Consider the following 26428-nt stretch of genomic DNA (forward strand, 5'->3'; position numbering starts at 1 on the left):
TATTTTACATGTCAAACATGTTTTACATTTCTGCAAAATAAAAAAAGAACCTTGAAGGCTCTTTTTACATGAAAGAATTCTTATTAGATATATCCTGTCTTTTCAAGCATTTTCCGGGCTGTACTATTCAGTGAAGGAAGGGAGTGCAGGGGGAAGTAGGCCAGCTCCAGGCTTTCTCCATCTTTTTTTAGGATGCCCTCTATGTCAACCGCTTTATAGACTGCCGTTGCATTATAGATTTCATCGCCGTGGGGAAACTGATAATAAAACTCTTTCCCTGAGACCAGCGTCAGCAATTCCAAAGATTTGGCCGTTAAGCCCGTTTCCTCGAAAAGTTCTTTCCGGGCCGTCTCTTCAAAAGAATCACCCAATTCCATCCCGCCCCCGGGAATCCCCCAATCCAGTGTATCTGACCTCAATTGAAGCAGCAGCTCTCCCTTGTCATTGAAAACGATGACCGCTGACCCGGGAGCTATGATTGGTTCTGTACCGATATATTTCCGCAGAGATTTAATATAATTCATAGAAACTCCTTTAGAAAGACTGGAAGTGCTGAATATCAGAAATGATGTTCTTTAACAGATCTATAGATTGGATCGGATCACCGCTTAGCTCCAGACTGTGATCGCCCCCTTCCACCACCTTAATTGAAAGATTGGGATTCTCTTTAATTCTTTCAATGCGTTCCCAAGTGAAAAATGGATCCTGATCTCCAATGATACAAAGCCCCTTATGGTTGTCAGCACCCATGCTATTTAATACAAACTCTTTTTGAAGCAAAGGGGTCATCCATACTGCTTTCGCATCCTGAAAGCTTTGATCCTTCAATAAATAAGGCAGCGCCATGGTTCCTATCGATTTAGCAACAATGAAATACTGCTTATACCCTTTATTTTTCAATGCGTCATCAATCACAAGCCGGACAGCTTCAGCCAGTCCTTCCCCGGATAAGGCCGCCTGCTCTTTACGATTAAAGCTGTAGTTAAGATGAAGGACATCATATCCCTTCGAGTAAAATAACCCTGTACAGAAATGAAGCAGCGGAGCCTGTACCGTATACCCTGCTCCCGGCAAAATAATGGCCAGGCTGTCAGCCGTTTCTTTTTGCTCTATTAATCTGGAAGAAATTTTAGCATGATTTACTTTGTTTGCTGTCATATTTGACACTCCTTCGGACGCTGTAATTTTTACACAAATAATCGCTCTATCTGCTGACCCTCAGCCGAAAGGCTCTCTCTAATAGAAAAAGATAGCCAGAATAATAAACAATAAGAACGTAAAAATAATCCCAAACAACAGCTGCCATACTAATTGCCTGAACTTTTTATCGTCTGTTTGAGCTTCTTCCCCGTCCTTAAGAAGAGATAAAATACCAGAGGTGAACATGGCATCCCAAAGCTTCCAGGTTTCCCGCTTTTTCTCATTCATAGCCTTCACCCTTTCTAAAAAGTACAGAGGATCTTTCAGCCCATTTATTCTGTCTTTGCCTCCATAAAAACATTCCCGTTCAGCTGATATTCTTCAATTAGGTCATCAGACAGCCTGATGGCTTCCTTCCAATTGTCTGCCGGAGCTGCAATCATCATTCCTTCAGAACCAGTCCAAACACCGTCCTTATTGAATTTTTGAATTGTAAGCCGGCTAAAGGACTTGGCAGCATGAATCTGGCCAAAAGGAATGATTTCAGTATTTGAAATGCCATTCTTGTGAGGGAAGTGGACATAGGATACGTGTGCAGAATTGTTTTGATCAAATTTCAGCTCCAATTTCCTGTCCTCGGGCGGCACAGAAATGCTTTGCCCCTCAATCTCAATCGTTCCTTCAAAGATTCTATCCCCAGTCATTGTAAAGCGCTGCTGCCCGTCTATTTTAATATTAACTTTCTTTCCATTCTCAGCTTCTCCCAACTGGTAAATCAATCCGCTCAGATCCCTATGAATGTTTTTCGGAGAATAATACCAAAACGCAATACCCAGTATGGCAATTACAGCCGCGAGGAAGTACTTCTTCATCGAAACCCTCCCATATAGCCAGGTTGATATCTTACTTCTATAAGTACTTCTTGAATCCCTTGCTCACTGCCCCGTCAAATCCCTCATGTTCAAAAAACTGATGGGCCATTTGCCGCTTGGAGCTGCTTAACAGCATAATTCTATGGCAATCCAGCGATCTGCAGTAATTCTCTGCATATTGCAATAGCTTCTGCCCAATCCCGCAGCCGCGATGATGTTCATGAACCACAAAGTTCTCAATTACGCCATAAGGCCTTAAGCCATGCAAGGCCTGCAGACATATATTGAGTGTCAGCGTTCCGAGAAGGATTCCTTCTTCATCGTAGACAAGCAAAAAATTATTGGGGTCAGTTTTAATTATCTTAATTTGTTCTCCCAAAACATTCCTTTTCCTGCTATGAGGAACCAGCATTCCATAAAGTTCGGAAATTTGCTTCTGATCGGCTTCTTCGGCTTCACGGATCAAAGAGCCCTGCCTCCCTTTTAAAAAAATATCAGTTAATGGAGAGATTCTATCCCCCCCCTATCACCTTATTCAAGCAGCACGCCTATTCATCACAAGCTGATAACTATAGAAAAGCAGGCCAATGATGTACAGGCCAATCAGGCTGAAAAAAGAAACTTCATTTAAGTAACCAAGCAGTGCCAGTGTAATGGTGCCAATGGAATATAGCCCAATCATTAAATTGAATGCTTTGGATTTTGCCTTTTGGACGATTTTTTCACTTCCTTTGTCCTTTTCTTTCAAAGTTTCAAATCTTTTATCCATAATGAACATAATGCCTGCAAACAAAAGCATGATCCCAAGGAAACTGACTGCGATTGGAACTAAATCCATCCTTGTAAATGGTATGTTTAGAACGTCTGCTCCAATGATTCCGAAGATTATTCCCATAGCTGTAAAAATAAAGCCGGCCGCAGCAAGGAACCATGGCCATATCAGCCTCTTCATAGCACAACTCCTTTATACAAGTTTCCATAATTATACATTCGCGTTCCAACTCTGTAAACTCACAAAAAACGAAGACTGCTTCTTTAGCAGCCTTCGTTTTTTTTCGTTCATTATTCTGGGATATATGGCAGCTCCAATGTCTTCGGGATATTGATGACATGCACTTCGAGATAGGATTTCAGCCCTTCTTTGCCGTATTCGCGGCCCACACCGGACTGCTTTACGCCTCCGAAAGGAAAGCGGACATCAAGTCCCTGTACGGCAGCGGTATTGATCATTGTGGTGCCGGCCTCAATCCTGCGTGCAACCTTGATCGCTTCTTCTTCATCTCCCCAGACAGAGCTGGTCAGTCCATAAATGCTTTCATTATGAAGCTGGATCACCTGCTCTTCGTCATCATAGGGAATGATCGGGACAGTCGGCCCGAATTGCTCTTCCACTACGATCGGGTCATGCGGATCTGCACCGAGGACCAGTGTGGGCTGAAGGAAGTAGCCGTTGTCCATCAGATCCGGGTCAAGGATTTTGCCGAGCTGGATGACTTCTGCACCCTTGCTCCTTGCATCCTCAACCAGACTTTTCACATACTTCACCTGTCCAGGGTTATTGACCGGCCCGACGGTTACTTTCGGGTTAAATGGATCACCAACCCGGATCCATTTATCTGCGGCTTCCCTGTATTTCTCCACGAAACTTTTATAAATGGATTGATGCACATACACTCTTTTGGCAATCATGCAGATCTGGCCTGACGTCAGGAAGTTGGAGATGACCATACGGCGCATCGCCTTCCCATCATTAACATCAAAGCTTGGCAGCACGATGGCAGCATCATTCCCGCCCAGCTCAAGTGTCATTTTCTTGATCGTCTCAGAGGCAGCCTTCATAATGCTCTTAGCTGTTTTAGTTCCGCCAGTAAACGCAATTTTTGCTACCTTTGGATTGGATGTAAGCTCAACCCCGACATCTGCCTCCCCATGAACAAGATTAAGGACCCCCGGCGGGAATTCGGAAGCAATGATCTCCACCACCCGGCTGACAGCAAGGGGCGCAAATGGGCTTGGCTTCAGCACCATCGTATTTCCTGTCAGCAGTGCAGGGGCTATTTTAATCGTTGATAGCGATATCGGATAATTCCACGGCGTGATGGCTGACACCACGCCGATGGGATCATAGGTAATAAGGGTTCTTCCGTTGTCATGCTCCTTCACCTGCGGTTCTGTTACCTCTTTTACATTCTGGCAGGCAAATTCCATCCACATCAGGGAAACGGCAATCTCCCCTTTCGAATCCCACAGTGCCTTGCCATGCTCCCGCGACAACAGCTCCGCAATTTCCGGGGTGGCATCTTTGATTTTCCGGATAGCGCGCTCCATACGTTCGACCCGGTCTTCTACCTTGCTGACTTTCCACCCGCTGAATGCATCGTAAGCCGCATCAATGGCCTTGATAGCTTCTTCCTTTGTATTTACAGGTGCATATCCTGCGATTTCCTCCGGATGGGCAGGATTTTCACGGGGAAAGTTTTTCCCAGTCGGTGTTTTCTCTCCATTTATGATTGCATCAATCTTTACTGGCTCCCTGTTCATCAAAGCATAGCCTCCCATAATCATAGATAAGCCTTAGTATGATGAAATCTTCAAGGATATATTCCCAAAATTTGAAAAAGCAAGGAACCGGAGTCCCTTACCTTTATCCCTTTGTTTTCAGCTTTTCCAGCTCAAGCTCCACTTCATCTGCCAGATACGGGCTGACAGACGGTTTATAAGCATTAGCAGAGAGCAGCCGCCCTGCCTTTATATAAGATTCCTGTTCAAGTACCTTTTCTTCCATTCTGGCAAACCCGCTAAGAGCCTGTTCCGCCTTAAAGGAAACTGTGCTTTCCTGTATGTTCCTGATGGCTGCTGCAGCCTGATAGCGGGCTGCCAGCTCATTTTTCTTCAGCTTCAGCTCTTCATATTGCTGGTGGAGCCATTCAAGCTGCCCTGCCAGTTCATTTGTTTTTTCCTGAATCATTTCATATTGCTGGACGTAGACCGAAAGTTTCCGCTCGCTGACGATCTTCTCCTGCAAGGCAAGCTTTGCAATATCTTCCTCACCCTTTGATACGGCCAGTTCCGCCTGTCTGTTGCGCTTCTCTGCTGTTTCCTGTTCCGATGCAATCAGTAACGAGTATTTCTGTTCAACAGCATACTGCTGGGCCATTGCCTGCTTTCCTTTTTCCAGCTGTTCCTCCACTTCCCTTATATACTGCTTCAAAAGGCTTATTGGATTCTCCATTTTATCAACTGCATCATGCAAGTCAGCAGTAACGATGCGTTTCATTCTTTTTAATACGCCCATTTCTCCTATTCCTCCATTTTCGTTTTCTTTTCCCACTCATCCAGGAAGTCTCTGTTTCCCTGAAAGACGGTGCTTGTCCATTCATATGAAAAAGCGGCTGTCTCCTCATTTCTGCGGATTTTATAGATCGTGTACAGTCCAATGAGTGCCACTGGAATGAACACAATCTCAGGAAGGAGCAGGAATAATCCCAGACCCGCGAGAAGTATGCCAGCCCATTTCTTCAGCCCCCCATTCCGGGCCGTTTTCCATAAAAGAAAGCCTGCTGCAATCAAAAGCAGCTGCAGGATAACCGCCATAAAGCTTCCTGCCTGCATCCAGGAGTGAGGCTGCGCGGCTGATGTAAACTCGATCACATGCTGGTGGAATCCGCGGCCCCGGTGATGAGGAGCAAAGTGGATCTGACCCTCTGCTGCCATCGGCCTTGAAGCTTGTCCATAGAACCAGCCCTCTGCTGATTTATAAATGGCGTATACTCCGGCAGCACCGATAGCGCCTCCGATAAGCATCTTCATTTTCATTTTCTTCACCTCCTTGTTAGTTGATGGCTGCAAAGAGAATATTAAAGTGCTTAGGAGAAAATCTGGTGAAAAAAACAGATTTTTTCAGGAGATATAAAAAAGACCAATCTGGTCCTTGTTCTTCTCGCAAACGCATAAATACAAGATATATTTTTCCTAAAGCAATAGTCTTATTCATTAGTTTCAGGAATATCTTTTTCCCAAAAGAAAGAGAAGGAGGCACAAAATGAAAGCCATCATAAGCGAAAAATATGGCTCGCCCGAAGTACTAAAATTAGCAGAGATTGATAAGCCCGTTCCTGGAGATGATCAGGTCCTGGTTAAGATACATGCTGCTTCCATCAACTTTGGCAATTTGGTTTTATTGAAAGGGGAGCCGTTTCTTGCGCGTTTTGCCTTTGGGCTTTTCAAGCCGAATTACCTCATACCCGGCGGTGATATGGCCGGGGTGGTAGAAGCAGCAGGTAAAAAGGTTAAACAGTTCAGGCCTGGCGATAAAGTGTTCGGCGATCTTTCGGGGAGCGGCTGGGGCAGCTTTGCGGAATATGCTGCTGTTCCGGAAAGTTCATTAGCGCTGATGCCTGCAGGAATATCCTTCACGGAAGCAGCCGCTGTGCCGATGGCAGCTGCCACTGCCCTGCAAAGCCTGCGTGATAAGGGAAAGATTAAAAAGGGGCAAAAGGTGATGATATACGGAGCATCCGGAGGTGTCGGAACATTTGCCGTACAGATTGCCAAATCCTTCGAATCTGAGGTAACCGGGGTGTGCAGTACAGGGAATATAGATATTTTACAGTCGCTTGGCGCTGACCGATGCATCGATTATAAGAAGACAGACTTTACTGTACTCAATGATCAGTACGACCTGATTCTTGGCGTGAACGGGTCTAATTCAATAAGGACGTACAGGCGTTCATTGCGGCCAGACGGGCAGTTTGTCCATGTCGGCGGATCAGGCAAGCAGATGTTTCAAGCTTTGATGATGGGTCCGTGGGTTTCCTTAACAGGAAGACAAAAGGTGGGCAGTTTTCTTCAAAGGCACAATCAGAAGGACCTGATATTTTTGGCCGATCTTATTGAAGAAGGCAAGGTGCGGCCAATCATTGACCGCATCTATAGTCTTGAAGACGTTCCGGAGGCATTCCGGTACTTTGCTGAAGGGCATGCACGGGGAAAGGTCGTTATATCTATGTCCCATTCCCCCAGTGCATGATTACTCTTAGAAGTCCAGGCCTTTCCTGCTACTGAATGGAAGCCGATATTTCTTTCATTTTCCTCACCACCAGCGGATAAAAGCCTTTCTTGGCGTCCTCAGTGGAATTCCCGCCGAAGAATTCTGTTCCGGGACATGTCTTGACTGCATGTCCGCTGCTTTTGTCCAGCACTTTCTCACCGGTGTTAATATCCCACCAATGATGATAGGTGATGGTGTCCACTGATGGGGAAAGGCCGTATTTGAGCATAAGCAGGGCTGTAACTGCAGTGATGGTCTCCTTTTGCTCTTTTGTCATTTTGTTTTTGTCAAAATTGCCGACATTTTCGATTGCTATGCTATCTGCTTCAATCCTGTGCATGGCGGCTTTATTCTGCAGTCCGAATGACCCTTCAGGTGCAGTATTGAAGGACCGCCCGACAGCTACTTTTCCATCCGGGAAAGTGGTCAGATGCTGGCTGATATCACTCCAGCCCATTCCTGTCACATGATACTCTTTCATGCCTTTCAGCATGGAAAAATGGTTGCTCCCGTTGAATTGCTCGTAGGAAGGCTGAAATGTATGATGCTGCTGGACCTTGCCGACCTTCCTTGTGAATTTCTGATTGAAGATCCAGTCCTGGAATTCTTCTCTTGTCATCAGGACAAACTGCCCTTCCATTTGAAGTTTCTTCGGCGGTATTCTCAGTTTCTGCCCCGTATAAATCCGGTCAGTTGCAAGCCGGTTCACTTTCTTTATGGCCGCGGCATCAGAGCTGAAGCTTTGTGACAGCTTCCATAATGTATCTCCGGATTTCACCTCATACACGATGGGCACCCGCAGTTTCTGGCCCGGCAAAAGAAGGGACGTCTGCAGCCCGTTGATTTTCTTTAATTCTTCAGTTGTTGTCTTATAAATTTCCGATATTCTCCACAAGGTATCCCCCCGCTTTACATCGTACATGTTTCGGGGATTATTCGCTGCACTGGCGGGGGCAGCCAATGCCGAGGCTGATAGAAGAACGCTAAGTAAAACAGCTAGTTGTTTTTTCATCTGTGATGTCCTTTCATTGTGATTCCATCCTGCTATTAGTTTGGTTGTCAGCAATGAAATTATTCCCGCCAGCTCTCCCCGCTGCACTGTATACAAATAAACCCCCGCCGCAGGCGGCGAGGGTTTATTCTCTGTTATCCAATTTTGACAATCGGCTTGATCGCAAGGCCTTTTTTAGAATCTTCAAAGGCCTGGTTGATGTCGCTGAAGTCATAGAATTCCACTAGTTTGTCGAATGGGAACAGGCCATTTTTATAATAATCGACCAATTGAGGGATGAATAATTGCGGCACAGCATCTCCTTCGATGACGCCGACCATGGTTTTCCCTTCTGCCATGATTTCTTCATGAACATTGATTTCCATTTCCGGCGTCACACCGACGATTGCCAGCGTCCCAAGCGGACGGAGAGCCCGAAGCCCCTGGCGCACCACAACCGGAACTCCGGTGGTTTCAAGTCCGTAATGCACTCCGCCATTTGTAATTTCTTTGATGCGTTCAACAACATCTTCGTTTTTGCTGTTGATGACATGTGTAGCTCCAAGCTCTTTTGCTTTTTCGAGGCGGCTGTCATGGATATCAATGGCGATGATATGCCTGCATCCGGTTATTTTGGCCGCCATGATGCCGCTCAAGCCTACTGCCCCTGTGCCGTAAACAGCAATGGATGTTCCAAAATCCGGTTTCAGGCGGTTCAATACTGTTCCGCTTCCGGTTTGGATGCCGCATCCTAAAGGTCCAAGCAGTGCCAGATCAACATCTTTGTCGACCTTAACGACATTTCGCTCATTGGCAACTGCATATGTACCAAAGGAAGATTGCCCAAAGAACGTAGAAAGGTTGCGGTCATTCTGATGCAGGCGATGGGTTTCGTCTTCCATTTTGCCGCCGAAGTTAAGATCATTGAATTCGGTGCAGACTGTCGGGTGGCCTGTCAGGCAGTTTTCACAATGCCCGCATGAGGCAAAAGAAAGCACAACATGGTCTCCCGGCTCGATTGTTTTTACGCCGGCGCCTACTTTTTCTACAATCCCGGAACCTTCATGGCCCAGTACAACCGGATAAGGAGTCAGGCCCAGATCACGAGCCACTGCATCTGTATGGCAGACGCCGGAAGCAATGATTTTAATCAGGACTTCATTTGCCTTTGGTTCAGCCAGTTCTACTTCTTCAATCTTGAAGTTTTCTCCCTGGCCATGGGTGACAGCTGCTTTAATCTTCATAAGAAGTTCATCTCCTAAAATAAATGGTATATATCTCCACCTCAAAGTATCCAGTTCAGACTATTACCTTTTGTCACATCTATATTTTAAAGTACAAAACACCGATCCCTAGTTATTTCGAAATACTAAAAAAAGCAGGTACTCATGTACCCGCTTTTTAGTATGGCAGTTAAAGAACCATTTCAATCATACTTAATTGTTTTTTTCAAATGGTATCACGACACGGAATTCTGTTCCTTCCCCAGGTTCGCTTTCCACAGTGATCCTCCCTCTATGAACATCTGCAATCCACTTGGCGATTGAAAGCCCGAGCCCGTGTCCGCCTTCCTTTCGGCTCCTGGCTTTATCTGCCCGGAAGAAGCGGTCAAATACCTGGGCCTGCTCCTCCCTGCTCATGCCCATCCCCGTATCTTTTACCGAGAGAACAAAAATGCCTGACTGCTTCTCCCGCTTCACACCGAGATTCACGCTGACTTCTCCCCCAGAGGGGCTGTACTTGATAGCGTTATCCACCAGAATATATAAGAGCTGGACAAGCATCCCGCTGTCAGCATGGACCATTACCTGTTCAGGAGCGTGGAGTGAGAGCCTGATCTGTTTTTCAGCCGCAAAACTTTCAAAAGAATCAAGGACCTGCGCGCCCAATGGACGCATATCCTCCCATTTCCGTTCCAGCACTGCACCATCAGCAGAGTCAGATCGGGCCAGGGTCAGGAGGTCATTGATCAGCTTAGTCATCCTTTTTACTTCATGCTTCAGTCCATTCATCATTTTCCTTGTAAAAGGATCCGGATCCTCCAGCTCCATTTCAATCGCTTCAACCGAAGAAAAGATAACACTCAGCGGGGTCCGGAGTTCATGGGAGGCATTCGCCACAAATTCACGCTGCTGATTATACGACTTCTCAATCGGGATAAGCGCCCTCCTTGACATCATCCGGCTGAGCCAGACACCAATGCCGATAAAAACAGCGGCCAGGCTGCTTAAAACGATGACCACCCATTTAAAAATGGTATTTAAATTAGATATATCCAATCCGATATACATCATCCCGGCTGCCTGTCCATTTATAATGACCGGCCTTGCAAGCATAAGGACCCTGATGTCAAAGTCCCTGAACTGGCTGTAGTCGGCATCATCTTCGGGAATCTGGAGTGTCTTCTGCCTGATTTCACTCTGGCCGGGGGTCCAGTTTTTTACAAGGTCCAGAAACAATGGCCGCAGCGGGCCAAAACTTTCATTGGCACTGACCAGGCTGCCATCCCCGGCAGCAACATAATAAAACAGCTGATTCTCACTGAGAAACACCTGCTTGTCTCCTTCCCTTTGCTGAGGCCTGTGCCGGCGGAAGCCATCCTCCTGAAACTCATTTGTTTCCCGGTTAGCCAGCTCCGTAATTTTCCGTTCCTGGTCGGCATAGATGACACCGTATAAAATAAAGAGGACAATGATAACAAATATAATCAGAAAAAGAGTGATGATGCCGCTGTAGAACAGTGTCAGGCGAAGGCTGGTCTGGCCGAACACCTCCTGAGGCAGCTTCTTTTTCCATCTATCCAGGAAAGGTCTAGGCTTCAATTTTATACCCCACTCCGCGGATGGTTTCAATGAGGCTGTTTGTACCGTGCTTATCTATTTTCTTTCGCAGCAGCTTGATGGTCGCATCAATCGTTTTCATTGAAACATCTGATTCAATGCCCCATATCCGGTCCAAAATCATCTCTCTTGTCAGGACCTGCCCTTTATTGCGCAGGAGCATTTCAAGAAGCTGGTACTCCCTCGGGGTCAGGAAGATTTCTTCTCCGTTCAGGAACAGCGTATGGCTCGTCCGGTTCAGCTCAAGACTTTTCCATTGGATAACATCCTCCTGAAGCGGAGCAAGCATCCTCCGCGATAAAGCCTTCAGCCGGGCTGCCAGCTCATCAATTTCAAACGGCTTAATCAAATAGTCGTCAGCGCCTGCTTCAAGCCCTTCGACCCTGTCAGAGACTGCATCCCTCGCAGTCAGCATTAAAATGGCACCGCTGTATCCTTCCCGGCGCAGCCGGCGGCAGACGGAAATGCCATCTCCATTCGGCATCATCCAATCCAGGATGAGCACATCATAATAGGAAGCCTTTGCATATTCATAAGCATCCTCGCCTTCCATCACCCAATCTGCTTTTCCAAACCCTTTCTTCTTCAGCAAATGGACGATCAATTCACCAAGATATTCATCATCTTCTGCAAGCAGTATTTTCAATATGTCCACCTTCCCGCAATTCTGTATGATTAAGATACCATACGTAGGTGAAAAACGAGTGAAAAAATCAGCCTTCTCCATCTGCCTCATTGTCCAAAAGAAAAAAGACTCTGCTTATGAGTCTTTCTGCTTTCAACTATTATGTTTTGAGCTGCTAGCTTAACAGTTTTCCGAAAAAAACGATATAAGTTAAGAATCCTGAAAGTCCCAGTGTTATTGCAAGTGAAGCAACACTCCTCACCAGTCCCATCCTGTTCTGGATGCCGCCAAATCCCATAACAGCTACAACAAAGGCCGCCAGAGTAAGGTAAAGCAATATTTCGAGCGGGTCAAGGCCGAAGAGGGAATCATCGATCGGTCCTGAAAAAGCAGCCTCCATAAACAGCAGGAAACAAATGATAGAGAAAATGAAAGACCAGACATTCACTTTTTGCATATAAACCTCCCAATTAAGAACATTGCAAGCTTGCCGTTATGGGGTTACACACAACCATATCCTTATATTACCAAAAATTTTTAAAAAAATAAAAAAAAAAAATCCTTTCATATTTTTAATTCTATTTTATTTTCACCTGTTTTTCACCAAGGTTCCCTATAGTAAAGCATGTACACAGCAAGACGATCCAAAATTCTAATAAAAAATGGAGGTATTTATTGATGAAGAAAAAATGGGCTGGATATGCACTTACAGGAGCATTGTCGCTAAGCCTCATTGGCGGAACGGCATTCAAGGCAATGGCCGCAGAGGAAAGCGGGACAGGGAATGCACCTGCTTCTCTTTTAGAAAAGGCCGGACAAGTATTGGATGACAGCACCAAGGCAAAGGTTCAGGCGATCATGGACAAAATGAAAGAAGAACTGGCTGCGATCGGTGTTGAACTTCCTGCAAAAAGAGAAAAAGAGGACCTTTTTGCTAACCTTGATGAAGAGACAAAAGCAAAAGCTCAGGCTATTCAGGATCAGGTTATGGCTGGCTCCCTCGCCCGCGAAGAAGCTAATGAGCAGTTAAAGGCTCTCGGCATCACTCTTCCTGACCATCATGGCAAAGGAGGTCCTTTCGCGGATCTGGGTGAAGAAACGAAAGCTAAAGTACAGGCCATTCAAGATAAGGTCAAAGATGGCTCACTTACTCGTGATGAAGCTAATGAGCAATTGAAGGCTCTTGGCATCACTCTTCCTGGGAGGCATGGCAAAGGAGATCCGTTCGCTGATCTCGATGAAGAGACGAAAGCTAAAGCCGGGAGCATTATGGATTCTGCCAAAGAAGAACTGGAAGAGCTTGGTGTAGAGAAGCCTCTGATGGGCGGACACAAATTTTAATAGTGCAGGGACCTTCATACGGAGGTCCCTCTTCTTTTTAAAAGCAGGAATTCACTCTGCTCAGAAAGAAGAGAGAGTGTGATAGCTAATTAAGGGGGAAGCTTTATGAGGAAAGAAGATATTATTGAAGAAAAATCAAGTTTCATTAACTGGGTGAACTCACTGGCACAAATGGATGAAGAACTATGGTTCCTCCCTTTCCGGGAAGGCTCCTGGGGAACAGCCGATGTGGTTTCCCACTTTATTACCTGGGATCGATTTGTCATCAGCCGGCGTATGCCTGCCCTGCTGAGCAAAGAGGAAATTCCTTCTGAAAAAATTGATGCAGATGCAATGAATATGGAAGCGGGACAATACGCGAGGTCAGGCATCAGCAAAAAAATGCTGATCAGTGAGTTTGCTGAGGCAAGAAAAGAGCTTCTCTTACTTTTGGAAAAACTGGAGCCGGAAAGATTTCAGGAGCTGTACCCAGGGAGGGACATGACAATCGGCCAATACTTTGCCGGATTGATTGAGCATGACCACAAGCATAAGAAGGAAATTGAGGATCATTGGGAGCGTTATGTGAAGCAGACCAGCCGGCAATAGGCCAGTCTGCTTTTTTTATAGTGAATCTTTGAGAGTTAATCATGAAGAAGATTAGACGTCTATAAACTTAATCACTCTCGCCGGGTTTCCGCCTACTACAGCATTATCAGGCACATCCTTTGTTACAACTGCACCTGAGGCGATGACTGCATTGTCCCCAATCTTTATGCCCGGATTAATGACGGCCCTGCCCCCGATCCAGACACTATTTCCGATGGTGACGGGCTTCCCGAATTCCGGACCGGCATTCCGCTCTTCCGGATGCAGCGGATGCCCTGCTGTATAGATATGTACACCTGGAGCCATAAAGCAGTTATCGCCGATATTCACTTCACACACGTCCAGGATGACACAGTCAAAATTCGCATAAAAGTTTTCGCCAACCTTGATGTTATAGCCATAGTCACAGCGGAAGCTTGGTTCAATATAAAGCTTCTTCCCAGTCGATCCCAACAGCTCTTTTAAAAGTGCTGCCCGTTTCTTCTCTTCAGTTTCTTCTGTCAGATTGAACAGCCGTGTCAGTCTGCGTGCATTGGCCCTTTCTTTTACAAGGATTGGATCTGCCGCATCATATAGCTCACCTGCAAGCATCTTTTCTTTTTCAGACAGCATATTAGTGGTACCCCTTCCAGATTGAGAGTTTACCCTTATTCTACTTGCTCTTTGGGCAAGGAGCCAGTTGCATCAGGTTGCAGATTAGCCAATTTTCCCAGTGTATGCTACCATTTATCCAACAAACTGATAGTGTGGTGATTGAGGATGGACAATGGGCAGCCTACAAAGGATTCTAAGTATATCCAGCAGCATTTGGCCAATGAGCGGACCTATCTGGCCTGGGTCAGGACAAGCATCACAATTATAGGAGTCGGCTTCCTTATCACAAATCTTCACTTTTCCACTCTGCCGGCTGCTTCGATGATAGGAGACGCCCTGGCGCAGATCATCGGGCTTGCCTCCATTATTGTGGGTATATTGACGATCATCATGACGACAATCGGCTACTTCAGGAAAGGGCATGAAATCAACAGCCAATCATTCAGGTTTTCCAGAAGGATGATTGTTCTCCTCTCAGCTCTTTTGCTGCTCATCTTCGCCGTGTTCGGATTTTATTATATGTTCGTTTGGGGAATTCTTTAAAGCAATCAAAAGCCTGGCACTCATCTTGTGCCAGGCTTTTTTGTTTATTTCACCCATTTTTCAAGCAGCGGGCCTGTATCTCCATAGACAGGGTCTGTTGCAGGCACCGGTACACTGCGGATATCTGAGAGTGCCTGCGCGCGCCCTCCCGGATCTTTCTTTTTCAAATCATGGCTCATTCCGTCCGGGTAGGCTCCAACAACCTCAAAGTCTTCTGAGCTGTCGACGTTTTTATGTCCTGTACCTGCAGGCAGCACAATGACATCCCCGGCTTTCACTTCAACTCTTTCTCCGCCGTCCCCGCCTAAGAGAATAGTAGCGCGGCCTGAACGGACACCGAGGACTTCGTGTGAGTTGCTGTGATAGTGATGGTAGTCGAACACTCCGCCTGTCCATGTGCCGAGCCAATTGTGGCGGGTGAATGTCCCCTCTATCGTATTGGCATTGTCACTGAAGATCCCTTCATAGATGATGACAGGCAGTTCCTGATTGTTCGGGATATCACCATTGTCCTGGAGAAAAAATGATCTGACTTGCGTTGCCATATGCATCCACTCCTTTGTAAGTTATAGATTTCGGGCGCTGAACGTATCGCCGCCCTCTATCGTTCCACTCTGGAAGCCCCTATTGAACCAGCGCTTCCTCTGTTCAGAGGTGCCGTGGGTAAAGCTTTCCGGAACTGCATAGCCCTGCGCCTTTTTCTGGATCGTATCGTCGCCGACTGCATGGGCAGCCTGGATTGCTTCTTCCAGATCACCTTGCTCTAAATAACCCATTCCCTGTGCATGATGCGCCCAAACGCCGGCATAATAATCAGCTTGAAGCTCAAACCTGACCTGATATTTATTGAATTCTTCCTGGCTGAGCTTTTGGCGGAGAGGCATAATTTCATCCGTAGTGCCAAGGAGCGTCTGGACATGATGGCCGACTTCATGGGCAACGACATAGGCCATGGCAAAATCGCCAGGCGCCTGGAATTTTTCCCGAAGCTCCCTATAGAAGCTTAAATCAATATAAAGCTTTTGATCTCCAGGGCAATAGAATGGACCGACCGATGCACCTGCTGCTCCGCAGGCAGACTGGACGCTGCCGGTATACAGAACAAGGGTAGGCTCCCTGTATTCCATCCCCTGCTCCTGGAAAATCTCACTCCAGACTTCCTCTGTATCCGCCAGCACGACTGATACAAAATCGGCCAGTTCCCTTTCCTCGGCCGTTTCTTCATAAGGTGCAGGCGACTGTTCCCCACCGGTCATCCCCAGACCGCCGAGAAGCTCGCCGGGATTGCCTCCCAATAGTGTAATAATCAGGACAATGACAATACCTCCGAGACCTCCCCCGACGAGCGTTTTGCCGCCCATTCCCCTTCTATCCTCAACATTGGAGCTCGCTCTTCTTCCCTTCCATTTCATGGTTTATCCTCCCTGCTGCCATTTTCTTTCGCAAGAATCATATCTTTTAGTCATATACCCGCACAGGACAGGAATTATCTCCATTAAGGGCCGGAATTTTTTACATATAGGAAAGGCATGATCATCCTGTTTCTATCATATAAATGGATATTTACCGATTCAGGAGGCCGTATTATGCAAAAACCTTTTGTAAGGCCCTATTTGACCACCCATAGCCTGCAGCCTGAGAATCAGGAATCGCCCATTGAGTTCATTTCAGGCAGGAGAGTCGGCAATTCGCTTTTTTACCGGAGAAATCATTTTGCCTATCCTTCGCTTTCAGCATCTGCCTATTGGCTGCCTGTCAATGGGTCAGTTTCTTCACCCCGGCTCTATTCCCTGACCGAATTGATGAATCTCCCATCGAGGACCGTGACCGCCGTTTTGGAATGCGCCGGGAACAAGAGGAGCCTTTTTGAACCCAAAACCTTCGGTGAGCAATGGGAAAAAGGCGCGGTCAGCCAGGGGAGCTGGAAGGGCGTTCCGCTTGCCTCCCTCCTCGAGGGTGCAGGCATCCGGAATGGAGCGGCAGAAGTCATCTTTGGGGGCTATGACTTTGGAGAAAGAACCGATTCTGACGAGGTATATTCGTTTACAAGAAGCCTTCCGCTGGAAAAAGCCCTGCATCCGGATACACTGGTTGCCTACGAATACAACGGAAAGCCGATCCCTTTCAAGCACGGCTTTCCACTAAGACTTATCGTTCCCCAGTGGTACGCAATGGCTTCCGTAAAATGGCTCAAGAGCATCACTGTTGCAGATGCCCCGTTTACAGGACCTTTCCAGACAATCGATTATGTCTATTATCCTCATAGAGAAAAGGATGAAGGAGCAGCGCCAGTAACGAAGCTCCATGTCAACAGTTCCATCCGCCATCCATTGGACGGACAGATTCTTCAAACCGGGAGCCATCCTGTCAAAGGCATCGCATGGACCGGTAAAGGGAAAATCGAAAAAGTGGAGGTAAGCACTGACGGCGGTGAAAACTGGAAGGAGGCAAGACTTGAAAGCCCGGCAGCAAGCGGGTATGAGTGGCAGCCTTGGGTGTATGATTGGAAGGCCGGTAAAGGAGAATATACTCTTATGTCCAGAGCGTATGATACACATGGCCGTGTACAGCCGGCTTCCCCATTTTGGAATAGGAAGGGGTATGGGTATCATGCGATTGATATGGTGAGTGTTAAGGTGGAGTGAAATAATAGCCAGGCACCGATGAAAGGTGCCTGGCTATTATCATGGCAGTTCTACAGTAAAAGCTTCAAACATTTCCGGCTCAGGCATGACAAAGGCTTTGAAAATCAGTTCCTTACTCCCAGCTGCCTTAAATACTTGTTTATATAGGTTTCCTTTCACCCTTTCAGCAAACGGTTCCTTCTCAATTGTGAGGTTTTCTCCATCAGCCGTCTCAAGAATTGTAGGATTTCTCGTCAGCTGGTCATCATAGGCAAATTCGCTGTCTACTTCGAAAAATATGGTGGTGCTTTGCTTTGTCCGTTCTATGTCCGTTACCGTTATTTTGTCTCCCCCTCCCTGCTCGAGTATAGCTGGAAGACCTCCTTCACTAAGAGGAATCATTACCTCTTCAGGGGCGCTATGCTGAGCCGGCAGCGTATAGGGGATGATGCTCAAGGATTTAGTCCCCTCTTTTACCGGAGAGTATAACATACTAAGCGTTGCCTCCTCCTTTCCGTCCACAGTATCGCCATGCCCGCTTCCCGACATCTGCCTTAGCGCCAACCCCTGATTATCCACAATATTGAAGTGCAAATCTGTATAAGGATCCAGCTTTGTTTGTTCCAAATCAGCTGTCAGACTGACAGAAAGATCCGTACCAGCAGGGCCGATCTTAACTGAATTCACATTCACTTCCATCCCTTGAATGTTTTTGGTTTCTTTAGGCCGGATAACCGTCACTTCGCCGGACTGTTTGACCGGGAATTCAAATTCCCACTTCCCCGGCATCAGACCGACTGCATCCACCCTGAACTTCATGGTGAACTCCTCCGGAAGCTCTTCGGTCGGATTAATATCCAGAATCCCCTGGTATTTTGCCGGTGTAACAAACTCCCCTGAAGAGCCTGAGCTAAAGTTGATTTCATTGCCATCCACATAAATAGCCGGCCGCTCCATTTCCCCAATCGCTAACAGAGATTCATGTGTAAACCCAAAGGCCAGCCTGGTTCCATCATAAAAGACTTCATTTATGGTTAAAGTGATGCCTTTATCTGTTGCCGATTTGCCGACCACCTGGGTAAGACCTTTTGCCCCGGCAATTTCCAGCCCTTCATCTCCCGAACCGCTGAAAAAGGTGCCCACAACCGGGATTTCGGAAGCGATTTTTGCAATAGCAGGAGAATATATAGCCGAACCGATAAATAAGGCAAACCCTGCAGCAGCTGCGCTGGTTGTGTAAAACGCTTTTCGCCTTAACGTTCCTTTAATTCTGGTTTCCCTTACGGCCTTGCTGATAATTTGATCCAGCTCATCTTCAGGCACAGCAATTTTTTTCATTTCAACCTTAAATTGAGGAAATTCGCTATTCATTAACACACTCCTCCTTCATTTTCACCCGCAGCTGTCCTATTCCGCGATGGATATTTGTCTTAACGGTGCCTTCCGGACATTCCAGCAATTCAGAGCTGTCGCTTTCCGGCATATAGGGAGAGGTCCTATCTTCCAGTACTTCTCTTTCCATCGGGATGACCCGGCTTTTCTTTTTCAGCAGGTCCTTACATGTATTAATCAGGATCCGCGCCAGCCAGGTTGAAAAATACTGTTCTTCCCTTAATTGCTGAATCGATACGAGGGCTTTATATACCGTCTCCTGGAAGGCCTCCAGGGCATCCGCCTCATTTTTCATATACAAGTAAGCCATCTTATACAGCTTCTCTTTCTCTGCCTCCAATAAATCCTGGAAGGCCTTCTTATTTCCCTTTTTCGCCTGCTTCACTTTTTTTATATCCACGCCTGCCCCTCCTTTCTTTCTGCTTGTTAGAGTGCTGGGGGGTGGGAAACGTTTCAGTTGCCTGACTATTTTCGAGTAAATATTTCTTTACATGAACATACTTAAAGGCCTGGCTTATGCCAGGCCCCTCTTATAAAATATCGCGCTGCTGCTCCCGCTGCTTTTTCCAGAGAATAGCTACTGCGGGCAATATGATGATCACTCCATAAGTAAAGAAGAATTGAGGCTGCGGATGATCAATTGCCAATGCGTTTCCGAGGAGCATCCTTTGCGCCAGCAGCCAGCAGACACATGCAAAAATCGGGAACTGGAGGCCGATGACGCTGATGAAATTTTTGCTGATGCTTGAAATGAATATGGCACAAAGAGCGGTGGACAAAGCCAGGATATAGGTTAGCCCGATGACAATCAGTATAAGCTGCCAGAAAGTAAGGTTGTACCAGTATGGATACCCAAGAAAGCTGTTGATATCACTGTTCAAAAAGATTGTAATATTATTGGTAAAATATAACCCGTAATAGACACAAAGAAGGACTGTTGCAATGATGAATGCTGACAGGACGCCTGCCGCTGCCTTCTTTATAAACAATTTTCTCCCAGCCCTGGAGGTATACTGCAGATCAATCATACGGTTCTTATAATCTCTGATCGTAATAGGGAGAATCATAAAAAGAATGCTCACCAGGATTGTTAGGCAGATATTTTGGCTGATGCTGTGAAAATTATCACCTACAGGATATGCCGGGAAAATGGAACGGAAGGATTCATCCTCTAGCAGATCATTGATCCTTGCTTCCTGCCTTTCAGACGGCTTACCTGAAATATAGCCGTAACCAAAGTCTGTGCCGGCAGAATCCATATCTTCCATGATGCCTTCCCGCGTCTGAATTTCCCAGCCTATCTCCTTCTCAGAGAAAAGCTTGTCGTACAATTGTCTTTCAGGGCTGCTTAAATCATTCTTATTATTTAATTCTACTAATTCTGCGTACGAAGCAACATCAGTTTGCTGCGCTTCGTCAAGCTTCTGTATATAGGCGTCTGCACGGTCCAATGCCTCCTGGTATGCCTGCTTGAAATCATCATACTCTTTTTCATCCAGCTTTCTTCCGTAATCTTCTATCATCTCACTGCTGATTTCATAATAATCTTTGGCTGGACGGCCATTTGCAAAATAAGAAATATCGAAGTCTATAAAAATGTAGTACATCAGCAAATTAATTAAGACAAGCATGATTAGCATGATTGGTCGGAAGATCTTTTTCATTTCCTGCCAGATAATTCTCAAATCCCGGTTCATCCCCTTCATGTTAAGTCGCATCTATTAAAGCTCTTGCAGGACAGCATCACAGCTGCTGCCAGGAAAATCAGCCAGACACCTGAAACCGCCAGCTCAAATCCTGAAATGACGTGCATGGCGCGGTGCATAAACCAGACAAAAGAATTCAGCACCAGATTCACCGGTGTGAAAAGGCCGATAAAGTAACTGGCATGACTGGTTGGAAAGAGTTTCTGAACAGCAAAAAGCATGCCGAATAACAAGAGAAAGGCAAAAAAAACAAGATAGCTGTTTCGTATCCATCTAGAAATTACGGCAGCCATAAGGGTGAAGATGATCATCATGACATAGGAAAGGCCGATAACTGCAGCAAGATACTGTGAAAACGTCATCTCCCTCACCGTCATGAACCAATGCTCCCCTTTATTAAAATAGCTCGACATTGGGACTTGCCAAAACTGGCTGTAGGGAAAAACTGCAAAATAGACAGCGAGCCCGGCTGCCAGCATGACTGTGAACAGTACTAGATTTGCCGTCAGGGCTGCCCAAAATTTATCCTGCCAAAGCCTCCTTCCCCTTCTGGAGCTGTATGCCAGCAGGTGGGTTCCGCGATCAAATTCAAAATTAATGACATGGCCTGTAATCAGGGCCGCAAGAATCACTCCTTCGAGCAGGAAAGCTTTAAACATGGTTTTAAACAGAAGCAAGTGTGTACCGAAGGCCTCCTGTGAATGGAACAGATGCATATGCTCTCCATTTTCCAGGACTTCCTTGAACCGCTCCTCAAACTTTCCATACTGGCTCCTTACCAGCTCTGCTGCCGAACCTGTCAATCCATACTTCTGAATATTGTACTCAGCAATGCCCACCGGATCTATCTTCCGGTATTCTTCATCAGCATATAAACTGCTTGAATAATAGTATTCCAGCAGCCCTGCGTCATTAAATAGCTCCCTTTCTTCTTTTGTATAGTTTTCTAATGGATCGAAGGCATGATCCGTGAAAAAAGAATTCATATCCTTGTAGGTCTTTGATTCTTTCTCTTCTATCGCAAGATTCACTTGCTTCATCAGGGAGTCATAATCATCCTTCATTGCATCCAGGCTCTCGCCAGTAATATCTGTCCCGTAGGCCGCCGCGAATGCTGATGTTTTTTTCAAATCTTCTTTTATGACCGAATTGTTGAGCACAAGATACAAATTAAAGGCCATGAACAGAAAAACAAGACCAAGGACCGAAGGCGATAAAAAGGCTTTGCGGATTTCCCAGCGCAGAACTCTCATTGAGCCGTAATGCCTGCTTCATCTCTATACTCATAGAGAAAAATATCCTCCAGAACAGGCTGAACCTGTTTCCAGTGAGCTGACTGTCTTTCCTCTGCCATAAAACGGATATTCATCCGGCCCTGTTCCTGCCGTTCAGACAGAGACAAAAAGTTTCTTCTAAAATCGGCTGCTTCACTGAATTCGATTTCTGTTTCAAATACTTTCCCGTCCAGCCTTCGGCAGATATTAGCGATTGAATCCTTATAAAGGACCTTCGCATCCTTTATCATAATAATTTCATTGGCGATCGACTCAACATCTGAAACGATATGAGTGGATAGGATGACAATCCGGTCTCTTGCCAAATCAGACAGGAGGTTCCTGAATCTGACCCGTTCTTTTGGGTCAAGGCCTGCTGTCGGTTCATCGAGAATCAGGATCTTCGGATCATTCAGCATCGCCTGGGCAATCCCCACCCGCTGAATCATCCCTCCTGAAAACTTCCCCATTTTCTTTTTAACCGCACCCTCAAGCGCGACAAGCGTCATGAGATGCGGAATTTTTTCATCCGCTTCCTTCTTAGATATGCCCTTCAAAGCAGCAAGATATTGGAGATACTGATAGGGAGTATAATTTTTGTAATAGCCAAAATCCTGGGGCAGATAGCCAATTAACTCGCGGTAAGCCTCGCCCATGCTCAGGATATTCTGCCCGCTGTACAGGATTTCACCTTTTCCTGGGTGCAGAAGAGTAGTCAGCATCTTGATGAGGGTCGTTTTCCCTGCGCCATTCGGGGCAAGCAAACCATATACCCCGTTTGAGAATTCCAGCTGCACATCTTTCAATACTGCATGGCTGCCAAAATGTTTGCTTACGCTATTCACTGTCAGCATAGTGTGTAGCCCCCTCTTCTTTTGTTATGAATAAGCAGTTCCTTCAATTTGTTCATATATAAATAGAAAAACAGAACGATGACTGCCCCGTATAAGTACCTGGGAACAGATATGAGCAAGCCCATATATATGGAATTATTCAGTATGACAAGAATAATATTGCCGGCTATCCAAATAACCAGAGCTGCCGCCCGCGCCATATTCGTTTTAAAGAAGCTTAATACATATAAGAACAGCACAGAAAAAATCAGCAGGGAAGCCGTTGATATCAATAAGCCCTGTACAAATTCCACAGCAGCAAACCGTACAGCAAGAGCCAGCACCCATATGCTATTAAGAAGAAAACAGAAGACACTGAATATCAGCATCCGGAAAGCTGCCAGCTGGTGAAGATTATATTTGCAGACCATTTCCAGCTCGTACGTCCCGCTGGCCCTGCTTTTTAAGTATGGCAGGAAGGCGAGGAAGGCATAGAGAAGCGGGGAAACAATCATGATCAAGCTGTAAAAGCTTGTTCCCCCGCCAGCTGCCTCTCCTTCACTGGCTGTGGCTGTGATTCCAATCATTAGCATTGCCAGCATGCCGGCGGCCAGGAGCATTTCAAGCCAATCCTTCATAAGAAACCTGAAGCCGATTCTCCTGTACATTCCCCTTATCAAAGTAATGAATGACTCTTTTCTGACATTGCCCTTTTGGACAATTGACGTTATTTCCTCTTTTGAAATCTTTAGCTCTGGAATCTGCCAGTCTTTATCTTTCTGCATGCGTAAATCCCTCCTTTTTAGCTTCCTCTCTGATAAATTTGAGGCTGCGATAATACTTTGTTTTTACTGTTGATTCTGGAACCTGAAGTGAAGAGGCAATTTCCTGAAAGGTTTGCTCGCCAAACAGCTTCATCCGGAATATCTGCTGATACGAAGCTTCCATTCGATCCAGCACGGCCAAAACTGCTTCTATCTCTTCTTTTTGCAGAATAGACTCAGAAGAATCTTCATGGCTGCCAATTTCAAGATCTTCTATATCCGCCATCCTCCTGCTTGCTTTGTAGTGCTTTGACCTGTAATAATCGACAATTTTATAGGTTGCTATTTTATACAGCCAGGTGCGGAAAAGGGCCCTCTTTCCTTCAAACTGATGAAGTCCATGCAGCATATTAATGAAAATTTCCTGGGTCAAATCCTTGGATTGCTCCTGATCAAGAGTCTGTTTGTAGACATAATGATAGATTTCGCGATAATAAAGGGACACCAGCTCATTCGCTGCCTCTTCGTTTCCCTTTTTAATTATCTTTTGTATGAGCTTTAAGTCCCGATGCATCTCCCACCACTCTATTCCTATCAGAATTCTGTTGGTTCATAAGCTTATATCTATATATTCGTAACAAGGCGGCAATTAGTTTTGAACTTTATTTCTTTTTTGCAAAAAAACAACCGGCAGGATTCCCCCCTGCCGGCCACCTGCCGCTACTCCTGCGGCTTTTCTATTTTCTTGTTGATTTCCACGCGTTCTTTTCCCATAAAGAGAATGGTCACTGCCGCAATGCCGATCGGGATGAGGGCCAGCATAAATATGATGGTGATACTGTCTGACATCCCTGCAATGATTTTATCAAGAACCGGAGCCGGAATTTTCGCCCGCTCTGCCGGTTCGAACAGCTGCTGCGGGTCACCCATCGGCATTGCCCCGCCGCCCTGCATGCCTTTAAAAGCATTCTGCAGTTTGTCAGCAAATACATTCTGCTGGACGATTCCGAAGATGGTAATGCCAAGCGTCATGCCAAGCGAACGCAAGAATGAGTTCGTTGAGTTGGCTGAACCGCGGTATCTCGGATCCAGGTTATGGATGGATGCTGTCGGAAGCAGCGAAAATGAAAACCCTACTCCAAAGCCGGTGAGGATCATAAACAGAGTCAAAGCCCATCTGGCTGTATCAGGTGTCATATTGCCAAGCAGAAGCATGCCTGCAAAAAAGGAAATGACCGAGATGACCATCAGATTCCGATAGCTGGTTTTTGTCTGGAAGATCCCCCCGATGGCGCTTCCTGCTACAGAACCAAGCATCATCGGCGTCAGGATCAGACCGGCATTTTTGGCTGATCCCCCGTACACGGCCTGGACAAAAATCGGGATGTACACAGCCAGGACGACAAAGGTGCCGCCGTAAAGGAATGCAAGGATCTGGGAAGTTGCAAAAAGGCGGCGCTTGAACATCCAGAAAGAAATGATCGGTTCATCCGCCCGCGTTTCCACCCACAGGAACGCAATGAAAAAGAAGACAAAGCCCGCGAACAGTCCGATAATCTGGAAAGAGTCCCAGGCGAATTCCTTTCCGCCGAGCTCAAGGCCGAACATAAGGCTGACAACTGCAGCCACCAGGGTGAAAGCACCGGCCCAGTCAATTTTCTGCCTTTGATAGTCATTGGATTCATGATAGTACTTGATGATCAGGAAGACGGAAACGATCCCGATCGGTACATTTATGTAGAAAACCCAATGCCAGCTGATCCAGTCTGTAATGAATGCTCCGAGCAGCGGGCCCAGGACACTGGCTGTCCCGAACCCAGCCCCGAGAAGGCCGGTCATTTTCCCCCGTTTTTCAGGCGGAAAAATATCAAATACAATCGTAAAAGCTATCGGCATGAGGGCTCCTCCGCCAACCCCCTGGATAGCCCGGTAAACGCTGAGCTGGACCATCGACTGGGCAAGCCCGCAAAGGGCAGAGCCGATCAGGAATACAGCCAGTCCAAAAATAAAAAAGCGCTTGCGGCCGTACATATCGGAAAGCTTCCCAAAAATCGGCATGCCCGCCATGACGGTGACCATATAGGCTGAAGTAACCCAGACAAACTGTTCGAATCCGCCCAGGTCTGCCACAATGGTCCCCATCGCTGTGGCAACAATCGTGTTGTCCATCGCTGCCATCAGGATGCCCAGCAGAAGCCCTGCCACTACAAGATTTACATTCTTTTGTTCTGCCACGTTAAACCTCCATTAAAACTGAAATAGGATAGATAAGATATCTATTCAATTTTAAATTTTATCCTTCCAAACATCAATTCCGCCCGTTCGACAAACTCTTACAGAAATACACTGCGGTACCCTATTCTCCGTTAAGAAACAGGGTCGCACTCACATATTTCCTTGTCAGTGTCTTATAGTAGGCTGACAGCACAGTGAGGGCGGCGGTTGTCAGCACATTGGATACAATCTCTTTTTGAGGTCTGGTCAAATCCGTGTATCCTTCCACTATTGAAGCCGATTCTCTCCGGATCTCCTGTTCTACTTGAAATTGCGCGGTGCCTTCAGCCAGCTTCTGCGGATGCACCTTTTCAAAAATGCCGGCATATCCAGCGTAGAAGATGATCGGATCAATCACATCGTCTGTCCTATCTTCCGGATTATTAAAAAGAAGTGTCAGTATCTTACGGATAGAGCCAAAATCCAAAGCCGACTTCAGATCCTCCACAATAAAAAGAATGGCCGCCTGGTCAATGGTATACTTCTTCCCGGCCTGCGGCGTCCCAACCAGTTCGCGCATTTCTCTTTTCACCCAGTTCTGGACTGCTGTGGAGGAAAGATTCGTATACTCGATCTGATTTCCGAGCGAGACAATTTCATTGACGCTGAAGCCCGGAACCGGGGGAGTCTGCCTCATAATTTTTTCAAATACAGCAGGCATATCCGTCTCTATAAATATCTCAAGCTTCTTTCCATATATATTGGTCAGATGGCCCGATTTCCATGCTTCTTGCAGCACAGCCTTCGGGTTCTTCTCCCCTTCCCCCCTGAGGGCAAATAAAAGCTCCGCCATCCTGGCCCTCGACAACTGAAACAACTCCATACTCATTCATCTCCCGACCGATACTTTGTAACCCTATCCTAAATCTTTCCCCTGACACCGTCAACGGTGCTTCCGCGTGCCTGGCACCATATGTGGACAAAAATGGCGTATTTGTCTTTTTCCGGTGTCAGGCACGGAGTGTTTGGGGAGGATG

The 26428-nt window shown here is 46.4% G+C and carries 32 protein-coding genes; 6 read left to right on the forward strand and 26 right to left on the reverse strand.

Features of this window, described 5'->3' with window-relative positions:
* Positions 1-83 precede the first annotated feature (83 nt).
* From CYJ37_RS22480 to CYJ37_RS22520, 9 genes are all read right to left on the reverse strand, one after another.
* Positions 84-524, reverse strand: coding sequence for an NUDIX hydrolase (locus CYJ37_RS22480; RefSeq protein ID WP_101552008.1), 441 nt, complete (start codon positions 522-524; stop codon positions 84-86).
* 10 nt (positions 525-534) lie between these two features.
* The gene (locus CYJ37_RS22485; protein ID WP_101552010.1) at positions 535-1158 is read right to left on the reverse strand and encodes an alpha/beta family hydrolase; all 624 of its coding nucleotides are present in this window, start codon (positions 1156-1158) and stop codon (positions 535-537) included.
* Between the two features lie 78 nt (positions 1159-1236).
* Positions 1237-1428 carry a hypothetical protein gene (locus CYJ37_RS22490; RefSeq protein ID WP_101552012.1) on the reverse strand — a complete coding sequence of 64 codons (192 nt, stop codon included), beginning with the start codon at positions 1426-1428 and terminating at the stop codon, positions 1237-1239.
* A 44-nt stretch (positions 1429-1472) separates the two neighbouring features.
* Positions 1473-2012: a hypothetical protein gene (locus CYJ37_RS22495; protein ID WP_101552015.1), complete on the reverse strand. Its 540-nt coding sequence runs from the start codon at positions 2010-2012 to the stop codon at positions 1473-1475.
* Positions 2013-2049: 37 nt separating this feature from the next.
* Positions 2050-2478, reverse strand: a complete 429-nt coding sequence (locus CYJ37_RS22500; RefSeq protein ID WP_170939471.1) for a GNAT family N-acetyltransferase — start codon at positions 2476-2478, stop codon at positions 2050-2052.
* A gap of 69 nt (positions 2479-2547) precedes the next feature.
* Positions 2548-2964, reverse strand: coding sequence for a hypothetical protein (locus CYJ37_RS22505; RefSeq protein WP_094768038.1), 417 nt, complete (start codon positions 2962-2964; stop codon positions 2548-2550).
* 110 nt (positions 2965-3074) lie between these two features.
* Entirely contained in the window at positions 3075-4553 is a 1479-nt protein-coding gene (locus CYJ37_RS22510) for an aldehyde dehydrogenase family protein (protein WP_022543295.1), read from the reverse strand.
* 103 nt (positions 4554-4656) lie between these two features.
* On the reverse strand, positions 4657-5307 hold the full coding sequence (locus CYJ37_RS22515) for a PspA/IM30 family protein (protein ID WP_022543294.1): 651 nt from the start codon (positions 5305-5307) through the stop codon (positions 4657-4659).
* 5 nt (positions 5308-5312) lie between these two features.
* Positions 5313-5828 carry a hypothetical protein gene (locus CYJ37_RS22520; protein WP_009792430.1) on the reverse strand — a complete coding sequence of 172 codons (516 nt, stop codon included), beginning with the start codon at positions 5826-5828 and terminating at the stop codon, positions 5313-5315.
* Between the two features lie 65 nt (positions 5829-5893).
* On the opposite strand from CYJ37_RS22520, the gene CYJ37_RS27450 reads away from it, so the two are divergent.
* Together CYJ37_RS27450 and CYJ37_RS22525 are read left to right on the forward strand one after the other, a co-directional pair.
* On the forward strand, positions 5894-6058 hold the full coding sequence (locus CYJ37_RS27450; RefSeq protein WP_022543293.1) for a hypothetical protein: 165 nt from the start codon (positions 5894-5896) through the stop codon (positions 6056-6058).
* Positions 6055-7041 carry an NAD(P)-dependent alcohol dehydrogenase gene (locus CYJ37_RS22525; RefSeq protein WP_101552018.1) on the forward strand — a complete coding sequence of 329 codons (987 nt, stop codon included), beginning with the start codon at positions 6055-6057 and terminating at the stop codon, positions 7039-7041. Before CYJ37_RS27450 ends, CYJ37_RS22525 begins: the two co-directional genes overlap by 4 nt.
* Positions 7042-7069: 28 nt before the next feature.
* On the opposite strand, the gene CYJ37_RS22530 is transcribed toward CYJ37_RS22525, so the two are convergent.
* The 5 genes from CYJ37_RS22530 to CYJ37_RS22550 form a co-directional block, all read right to left on the reverse strand.
* Positions 7070-7984, reverse strand: coding sequence for a peptidoglycan recognition protein family protein (locus CYJ37_RS22530; protein ID WP_009792433.1), 915 nt, complete (start codon positions 7982-7984; stop codon positions 7070-7072).
* Between the two features lie 224 nt (positions 7985-8208).
* On the reverse strand, positions 8209-9297 hold the full coding sequence (locus CYJ37_RS22535; protein ID WP_009792434.1) for an NAD(P)-dependent alcohol dehydrogenase: 1089 nt from the start codon (positions 9295-9297) through the stop codon (positions 8209-8211).
* 192 nt (positions 9298-9489) lie between these two features.
* The gene (locus CYJ37_RS22540; RefSeq protein WP_009792435.1) at positions 9490-10875 is read right to left on the reverse strand and encodes a sensor histidine kinase; all 1386 of its coding nucleotides are present in this window, start codon (positions 10873-10875) and stop codon (positions 9490-9492) included.
* Positions 10865-11539, reverse strand: coding sequence for a response regulator transcription factor (locus CYJ37_RS22545; RefSeq protein ID WP_022543291.1), 675 nt, complete (start codon positions 11537-11539; stop codon positions 10865-10867). The genes CYJ37_RS22540 and CYJ37_RS22545 overlap by 11 nt, the downstream gene beginning before the upstream one ends.
* Before the next feature lie 154 nt (positions 11540-11693).
* Positions 11694-11975: a hypothetical protein gene (locus CYJ37_RS22550; protein WP_009792437.1), complete on the reverse strand. Its 282-nt coding sequence runs from the start codon at positions 11973-11975 to the stop codon at positions 11694-11696.
* A gap of 221 nt (positions 11976-12196) precedes the next feature.
* Here CYJ37_RS22550 and CYJ37_RS22555 point away from each other — a divergent pair, with 221 nt between their 5' ends.
* Positions 12197-12859 (forward strand): hypothetical protein, encoded by a 663-nt coding sequence (locus tag CYJ37_RS22555; RefSeq protein ID WP_009792438.1) that lies wholly within the window; start codon positions 12197-12199, stop codon positions 12857-12859.
* 105 nt (positions 12860-12964) lie between these two features.
* Entirely contained in the window at positions 12965-13447 is a 483-nt protein-coding gene (locus CYJ37_RS22560; protein ID WP_009792439.1) for a DinB family protein, read from the forward strand.
* A gap of 51 nt (positions 13448-13498) precedes the next feature.
* Here the strand turns inward: CYJ37_RS22560 and CYJ37_RS22565 are convergent, their stop codons facing one another.
* Entirely contained in the window at positions 13499-14059 is a 561-nt protein-coding gene (locus CYJ37_RS22565; RefSeq protein WP_009792440.1) for a maltose acetyltransferase domain-containing protein, read from the reverse strand.
* Between the two features lie 147 nt (positions 14060-14206).
* On the opposite strand from CYJ37_RS22565, the gene CYJ37_RS22570 reads away from it, so the two are divergent.
* Positions 14207-14584: a YidH family protein gene (locus tag CYJ37_RS22570; RefSeq protein ID WP_094768026.1), complete on the forward strand. Its 378-nt coding sequence runs from the start codon at positions 14207-14209 to the stop codon at positions 14582-14584.
* Positions 14585-14628: 44 nt separating this feature from the next.
* Here the strand turns inward: CYJ37_RS22570 and CYJ37_RS22575 are convergent, their stop codons facing one another.
* Positions 14629-15129, reverse strand: coding sequence for a cupin domain-containing protein (locus CYJ37_RS22575; RefSeq protein WP_022543290.1), 501 nt, complete (start codon positions 15127-15129; stop codon positions 14629-14631).
* A 21-nt stretch (positions 15130-15150) separates the two neighbouring features.
* Positions 15151-15996, reverse strand: a complete 846-nt coding sequence (gene ypfJ / locus CYJ37_RS22580) for a KPN_02809 family neutral zinc metallopeptidase (protein WP_009792443.1) — start codon at positions 15994-15996, stop codon at positions 15151-15153.
* A 174-nt stretch (positions 15997-16170) separates the two neighbouring features.
* Between ypfJ and CYJ37_RS22585 the strand changes: the two genes are divergently transcribed.
* Positions 16171-17229, forward strand: coding sequence for a sulfite oxidase (locus CYJ37_RS22585; protein WP_022543289.1), 1059 nt, complete (start codon positions 16171-16173; stop codon positions 17227-17229).
* A gap of 39 nt (positions 17230-17268) precedes the next feature.
* Here the strand turns inward: CYJ37_RS22585 and CYJ37_RS22590 are convergent, their stop codons facing one another.
* From CYJ37_RS22590 to CYJ37_RS22630, 9 genes are all read right to left on the reverse strand, one after another.
* The gene (locus CYJ37_RS22590; RefSeq protein WP_009792445.1) at positions 17269-18579 is read right to left on the reverse strand and encodes a DUF4179 domain-containing protein; all 1311 of its coding nucleotides are present in this window, start codon (positions 18577-18579) and stop codon (positions 17269-17271) included.
* A complete protein-coding gene (locus tag CYJ37_RS22595; RefSeq protein ID WP_009792446.1) occupies positions 18572-19000 on the reverse strand; it encodes a sigma-70 family RNA polymerase sigma factor in 429 nt (142 codons plus the stop codon). Before CYJ37_RS22595 ends, CYJ37_RS22590 begins: the two co-directional genes overlap by 8 nt.
* Before the next feature lie 130 nt (positions 19001-19130).
* Complete coding sequence (locus tag CYJ37_RS22600; RefSeq protein ID WP_180827420.1) at positions 19131-20285, reverse strand: hypothetical protein; 1155 nt, start codon at positions 20283-20285, stop codon at positions 19131-19133.
* A gap of 17 nt (positions 20286-20302) precedes the next feature.
* Entirely contained in the window at positions 20303-21559 is a 1257-nt protein-coding gene (locus CYJ37_RS22605; RefSeq protein ID WP_009792448.1) for a hypothetical protein, read from the reverse strand.
* On the reverse strand, positions 21556-22434 hold the full coding sequence (locus CYJ37_RS22610; protein ID WP_009792449.1) for an ABC transporter ATP-binding protein: 879 nt from the start codon (positions 22432-22434) through the stop codon (positions 21556-21558). The genes CYJ37_RS22605 and CYJ37_RS22610 overlap by 4 nt, the downstream gene beginning before the upstream one ends.
* A complete protein-coding gene (locus CYJ37_RS22615) occupies positions 22428-23198 on the reverse strand; it encodes a hypothetical protein (protein ID WP_009792450.1) in 771 nt (256 codons plus the stop codon). The genes CYJ37_RS22610 and CYJ37_RS22615 overlap by 7 nt, the downstream gene beginning before the upstream one ends.
* Positions 23185-23751 carry an RNA polymerase sigma factor gene (locus CYJ37_RS22620; RefSeq protein ID WP_009792451.1) on the reverse strand — a complete coding sequence of 189 codons (567 nt, stop codon included), beginning with the start codon at positions 23749-23751 and terminating at the stop codon, positions 23185-23187. Before CYJ37_RS22620 ends, CYJ37_RS22615 begins: the two co-directional genes overlap by 14 nt.
* A gap of 146 nt (positions 23752-23897) precedes the next feature.
* Entirely contained in the window at positions 23898-25412 is a 1515-nt protein-coding gene (locus CYJ37_RS22625) for an MDR family MFS transporter (RefSeq protein ID WP_101552022.1), read from the reverse strand.
* 121 nt (positions 25413-25533) lie between these two features.
* The gene (locus CYJ37_RS22630) at positions 25534-26274 is read right to left on the reverse strand and encodes a DUF1836 domain-containing protein (RefSeq protein WP_022543288.1); all 741 of its coding nucleotides are present in this window, start codon (positions 26272-26274) and stop codon (positions 25534-25536) included.
* Positions 26275-26428 lie beyond the last annotated feature (154 nt).

Source organism: Bacillus sp. UMB0728 (assembly GCF_002858875.1).
GTDB lineage: Bacteria > Bacillota > Bacilli > Bacillales > Cytobacillaceae > Bacillus_AB > Bacillus_AB infantis.